The sequence below is a fragment of the Micromonospora sp. NPDC002411 genome (assembly GCF_053592955.1).
The window spans coordinates 1-5,732 of record NZ_JBSFBM010000386.1; the positions used below are offsets into that span (position 1 = coordinate 1).

The following is a 5,732-nucleotide window of genomic DNA, read 5'->3' on the forward strand; positions in this document are numbered from 1 at the left end:
GTGATCCGACACGGATCGCCGCCCGCCGTGTTGGTGGATCCGGCGCGGAGCGGCGGTGAGCAGCACGCCGGCGAAGAGCGGGGTGGCCACCTCGACCGGCACCAGGCGCAGCAGGCTGACGTCGCCGCCGTTGGGGTCGTTCGGGCCGAACGGGTAGCCGGCGTCGGTGAGCATGCTGACCAGGGCGAGTACGCCCCACAGGCCGAGCCAACCGGCGGCCACTGGGGCCAGCCGATCGGGCCAGCGGGAGTCGGTACGGGGCGGGGAGGCAGTGATCGTTGTCATGCTCTCAGCCTCGACGGACAGCCGCCGGATTCCCTCCCGGCAAGCGGTGAACCCGCTCCCCCGGGCGAGGGAACCGTCAGCCCGACGGGGTGACGAAGCCGGACTCGTAGGCGGCGATCACCGCCTGGGTGCGGTCGCGGGCACCCAGCTTGGCCAGCACGTTGCCGACGTGCGTCTTGACCGTCTCCACGCCGACCACCAGGTGCGCGGCGATCTCCGGGTTGGACCGGCCGGTGGTCATCAACCGGAGCACCTCGGCCTCCCGTTCGGTGAGCCGTGCGGCGTGCAGCCGGTCGCCGCCCACCGGCCCGTACGCGCCGACCAACTGGCGGATCGCAGCAGGGAAGAGCAGCGACTCCCCCGCCGCGACCACCCGGACGGCCTCCACCACCTCGGAGGGCCGGGCTCGTTTGAGCAGGAAGCCGGAGGCGCCGGCCCGCAGCGCCTCGTAGACGTACTCGTCGTTGGCGAACGTGGTGACGACCAGCACCCGGGGCGGGTCGGCGGAGGTGGCCAGCAGGTGTCGGGTGGCCTGGATGCCGTCGATGCCAGGCATCCGCACGTCCATCAGCACCACGTCGGGCCGGTGCCGGGCCACCAACGGCGGCACCTCGGCGCCGTCGGCAGCTTCGGCGAGGACGCGCAGGTCGGGTTGGGCGTCGATGATGGCCCGCAGCCCGATCCGGATCAGTTCGTCGTCGTCGACGATGAGCACGCCGGTGGTCATCGGGGCTCCTCGTAGGGCAGGCGGGCCCGGATCAGCCACCGGTCGCCATCCGGTCCCACGGTGATCCGGCCGCCGAGCAGCAGCACCCGCTCCCGCATGCCGTCCAGACCGCGACCGCCGTGGCCCAGCGGGGTCCGACCGGGTCGGCTCATCGCGTTGACCAGCTCCAACTCCAGTGCTTCCGGGTGCAGGTCCAGCCGCAGCGTCACCGGCCCGTCGCCGTAGCGGGCGGCGTTGGTCAGTCCCTCCTGGACGATGCGGTAACCCTCCCGGGAGACGGCCGCAGGGACTCGCGCCGCGTTGCCGACCCGATGCGCGTGCACCGCCAGCCCGGCAGCGCGGGCGTCGGTGACCAACCGGTCCAGGTCGGCGAGGGTACGCTGCGGCGCCACCACCGGGCGTTCGTTGCCGGTCTCCCGGAGCAGCCCGAGCACGTGGTCCAGCTCGTCCATGGCCGTCCGTCCGGTCTCCTCGATGGCGGTGAGCGCCCGTCGGACGAACTCCGGGTCGGTGTGCAGGACCTCGCGGGCGGCTCCGGCCTGGAGGGTGACGACGGTCAACGCGTGGCCGATGGAGTCGTGCAGCTCCCGGGCCAGCCGGTTGCGTTCAGCGAGTTGGAGGGCCTCCCTCTCCAGGGCGGCGATCCGCTCCGCCGGGGCCGGCCCGAGCAGCACCGGCGCCATCGAGCCGGCGAGCGCGCCGAGCCCGGCGACCGCGTAGCCGAGGCCGACCAGCAGGACCACCCCGCTCACTGTCAGCCAGCCGCCGTCGCGCCCGTCCAGCGGCCCGAACCGTTCGCGGCTGATCAGTTCGGTGCCGATGCCGAACTGCTGGGCGATGAAGGCGAGAGCCATCGGCAGGGCACTGAACAGCGCGATCATCACCAGTGCGCCGACGACGAGGTGGGTGGCGATCCAGAGCGCGCTGCGCAGCCGGGTCTCCCGGTCGACCCGGTGCCCGGGCACCGGTTCGGGAAGGTCCACGCCGAGCAGAGCCCGTACGGCGGCGATCTCCAGTGCCCGACTGCCGTCCAGCAGCAACGGCGCCCCGGCGATCAGCGCCGCGATCACCAGCAGGGCGTAGACCAGTGGTCGGGGGATCGCCGAGTCGGCGAACAGTTGGGCGAAGGTCACCGCGAGCACCCCGTACGGCAGTGCCAGCACTCCGCCGAGCAGCAGGAAGACGCCGCGTCGCCAGGTCGTGCCGGCGACCAGCGGGGTCAGCGCCGCTCGGACTGTCACCTCGTCATTCTGCTGCCGAGGTGGGCCTGGGCGACTCCCCCGTGCCGGGGAGATCTCAGCGGTGGTCGGCGACGTACTGCTGCGGGTCCTTGTCGCGGAACGGCAGGTTGCGGCCGTTCTTGTGCTCGCCGTAGAAGGTGAGCCAGCGTTGCCCCAGCTCTGCGCGGAGTTCGAAGCTGGCGTGCCGGCGGAAGTCGGGCAGCGCCTCGTCCTCCTCCTCGGCGAGGTGCTCGCTGTTCTCCCGGCGGGCCGTGCCGACCGCCGCCCACCACTCGTCCGAGCCGACCGGGTGCAGCTTCGCCTCGGCGATGGCGTCCCGGATCTTGTTGTGGTCGCCGATCGCGTCGGCGGTCTCGTCCTCGCCGTCGTCGCCGTGTTTGACCAGGTGCGGGTAGAGGATCGCCTCCTCCGCCTCGGCGTGGATGTCCAGGTGCAGGGCGAGGGCGTCCCAGACGGCGAGCATCTCCTGCTCGTCGCGGGCGTCGTCGAGGCGGGCGAAGCCACGCCGGAAGGCGGCGTGGTCGTCCAGGATCAGTGCGGTGATGTCGTCCACTGTGCTCACTTTCCCGTTGGGCTGGCGAACCGGGCACGCACCATCGCCGGCATCGCGGCGAGGCCGGTGACGGGGCGGAAGCGTTTCGCGGCCTCGACCAGTGCGGCGTACTCGTCGTCGGCGAGGTCGATGTCCGCGGCGGCGGCGTTGCGTTCCATCTGCTCCACCCCGGACGCCCCGGGAATGGCGAGCACGTTCGGATGGCGCAGCAGGTAGGCCAGCGCGATCTGACTGGGGGTGGCCTCGTGCGCGTCGGCCACCTGGCGCAGGGTGTCGATCAGGACCGCGCCGCGTTCCAGGTTCTCCGGCAGGAAGTACGGGTTGGCCCGCCGGACCGCGCCGCTCGGCGGGTTCTTCGCGTCGTATCGGCCGGAGAGGAAGCCCTGCGCCAGCGGGCTGTACGCGATGACCACCCGGCCGGCCTCCCGCGCGTACGGCAGCAGGTCCTGCTCGGGCGCGCGGTCCAGCATGCTGTAGCGGACCTGGTTGCTGAGCACCCGCCGGCCGAGCGCCGCCTCGGCGACCTGCCAGCGGCGCAGCCCGTAGTTGCTCACCCCGACCTCGCCGACCAGCCCGACGTCCTGCAGGACGCGCATGCCGCGCATGGTGGTGTGGTCGGCGACGAGCGGGTTGGGCGAGTGCACCTGGTAGAGGTCGATGCTGGTGACGCCGAGCCGGGCCGCCGAGGCGACAGCCCGTTGCTGTACCACGGCGGCCACCGGCAGCACGGGCAGGATCTTGGACGCGATCACCATCTTGGGCCGGTCGTCGCCGAGGGCCGCGCCGAGGATGCGTTCGCTGCGCCCGAAGCCGTAGATCTCCGCGCTGTCGAAGACCGTCACGCCCAGTTCCACGGCCCGCCGGACGATCTGCGCCGCCTGCTGCTCAAACTCCCGGCCGTAGCCCCATTCGCGGGAACCGAACTGCCAGGTGCCCAGCCCGATCTTGGACAGCGGTTTGGGAGTGTCGAGCGCAATGAAACGCATGGCGTCGAAACTACCCCGATGTCCTGGTTCGCACGCGCTATCTCCGCCAGCACCTGCCGGAGCTAGGCTCATGATCGTGACCTACCTCGCCGCGGATGACCGCTACGACTCCATGACCTACCGGCGCAGCGGGCGTAGTGGCCTGCGTCTGCCCGCCGTGTCCCTCGGGCTCTGGCACAACTTCGGCCCGGACCGCCCGTTCGAACGGCAGCGCGACATCGTCCGACGCGCCTTCGACCTGGGTGTGACCCACTTCGACCTGGCCAACAACTACGGCCCACCGCCCGGCTCGGCCGAGGAGAACTTCGGCCGGATGCTCGCCACCGACCTGAGGGCGTACCGGGACGAGCTGGTCATCTCCAGCAAGGCCGGATACCTCATGTGGCCCGGCCCGTACGGCGAGTGGGGTTCGCGCAAGAACCTGATCTCGTCGTTGGACCAGTCGCTGGGCCGTATGGGGTTGGACTACGTCGACATCTTCTACTCGCACCGGTTCGACCCGGACACCCCACTGGAGGAGACGATGGGCGCGCTCGACGCCATCGTCCGCTCCGGCAAGGCGCTCTACGTCGGCATCTCGAACTACAACTCCGAGCAGACCACGCGGGCCGCCGCGATCCTGCGTGACCTGGGTACGCCGCTGCTGATCAACCAGCCGTCGTACTCGATGCTCAACCGTTGGACCGAGTCCGACGGCCTGCTCGACACGCTGGAGCAGGTCGGCGCGGGGTGCATCGCGTACAGCCCGCTGGCCCAGGGCCTCCTGACCGACCGCTACCTGGGTGGCATCCCGGCCGACTCGCGGGTGCGCACCAGCGTCTTCCTCAACGAGAGCGACCTGAGCGACGAGAAGATGGCCACCATCCGGGGCCTCGGCGCGGTCGCCGACCGGCGCGGCCAGTCCCTCGCGCAGCTCGCGCTCGCCTGGGCGCTGCGCGACCCGCGGATGACCAGCCTGATCATCGGTGCGAGCAGCGTCGAGCAGTTGGAGACGAACATCGCCGCGCTCGACAACCTCGACTTCACCGCCGACGAGTTGGCCGAGATCGAGCAGCACCTGGGCTGAGCACCGCCGGGTTCCGGGCGGCTCGGATCACCAGATCCGACGCCGCCCGGCCCGGTGGTTACGGACCTCGCACTGGCGACCCACGGGCGCGGCGGCACCGCGACGCCGCCGACTCGCGCCGATCAGCAGCAGCAGGACCAGCACGACTGCGGCACCGGCCAGCACCGGCCACCGGCCACCGAGGTCGGTCACCGACGCCACCGGCACGCCCGGGTCGGCCGCCGCCGCCACCGCCGAGCCGCTGGCCGCCGGCTCACTCTCAGCGGTACGCGGAGCGGCCGCCGCGCTCTTCGTCGCGGCGGCCTTCGTCGCGGTGGCCTTGGCACCACGGAACACCACGTCGGAGCAGGAGTAGTAGGTGTCCTGGGTGTTGGAGTTCTGCCAGATCGTGTAGATCAGGTGCCGGCCCGTACGACCCGCCGGCAGTCGGCCCGCCAACTGGTACGCCCCGGCCCGCACCGGCGGGTCGGTCAGCGTCAGAAACGGGCGCGCTTCCAGGTCCGCCCAGTTCAGCGGGGATTTGGGGTCGTAGTCGGGTGTGGTGACGTAGAGCCGGAAGGTGCCCCGGTGCTCGATGGTGGTCCGGTACCGGAAGGTGAACTTCGCGCCGGTGGTCAACTCGGTGCTCGGCCAGTCGGTGCGGGGCAGGTCCAGCCCTCGGTACGCGGACAGCCCACCGCTGCACAACTCACCGTCCGGGATCCGTTCCCGGTCCCGGCCGTTGATGGCGGCAACGCGTACGTTGTCCCATTCGCGCACCGCCGCACCCGCCTTCACGGCCGCCCGACAGGCGCTGGTGGCCGCGTACCGGCCCTCGGGCCCGCAGGCCGCCGCCCGGCTAGTCCTTCTCCGCGCCGCAGGCGATCACGTGGGT

Annotated in this window: 5 protein-coding genes and 2 pseudogenes; 1 reads left to right on the top strand and 6 read right to left on the bottom strand. The window is 71.6% G+C overall.

What is annotated here, in order from left to right; genetic code table 11:
• The 5 genes and pseudogenes from ACWCO3_RS30305 to ACWCO3_RS30325 form a co-directional block, all read right to left on the bottom strand.
• Nucleotides 1–285: pseudogene (locus ACWCO3_RS30305) on the bottom strand (hypothetical protein); the annotation flags it as partial.
• A 76-nt stretch (nt 286–361) separates the two neighbouring features.
• On the bottom strand, nt 362–1,012 hold the full coding sequence (locus ACWCO3_RS30310) for a response regulator transcription factor (protein WP_357930542.1): 651 nt from the start codon (nt 1,010–1,012) through the stop codon (nt 362–364).
• Nucleotides 1,009–2,253, bottom strand: a complete 1,245-nt coding sequence (locus tag ACWCO3_RS30315) for a histidine kinase (protein WP_450013294.1) — start codon at nt 2,251–2,253, stop codon at nt 1,009–1,011. Before ACWCO3_RS30315 ends, ACWCO3_RS30310 begins: the two co-directional genes overlap by 4 nt.
• Before the next feature lie 55 nt (nt 2,254–2,308).
• Complete coding sequence (locus ACWCO3_RS30320) at nt 2,309–2,806, bottom strand: hemerythrin domain-containing protein (RefSeq protein ID WP_167524992.1); 498 nt, start codon at nt 2,804–2,806, stop codon at nt 2,309–2,311.
• A gap of 5 nt (nt 2,807–2,811) precedes the next feature.
• Complete coding sequence (locus ACWCO3_RS30325; RefSeq protein WP_358161766.1) at nt 2,812–3,792, bottom strand: aldo/keto reductase; 981 nt, start codon at nt 3,790–3,792, stop codon at nt 2,812–2,814.
• A gap of 70 nt (nt 3,793–3,862) precedes the next feature.
• Here ACWCO3_RS30325 and mgrA point away from each other — a divergent pair, with 70 nt between their 5' ends.
• A complete protein-coding gene (gene mgrA, locus ACWCO3_RS30330) occupies nt 3,863–4,858 on the top strand; it encodes an L-glyceraldehyde 3-phosphate reductase (protein ID WP_357930551.1) in 996 nt (331 codons plus the stop codon).
• Between the two features lie 27 nt (nt 4,859–4,885).
• Here the strand turns inward: mgrA and ACWCO3_RS30335 are convergent.
• Nucleotides 4,886–5,689: pseudogene (locus tag ACWCO3_RS30335) on the bottom strand (lytic polysaccharide monooxygenase auxiliary activity family 9 protein); the annotation flags it as partial.
• Nucleotides 5,690–5,732: the final 43 nt, after the last annotated feature.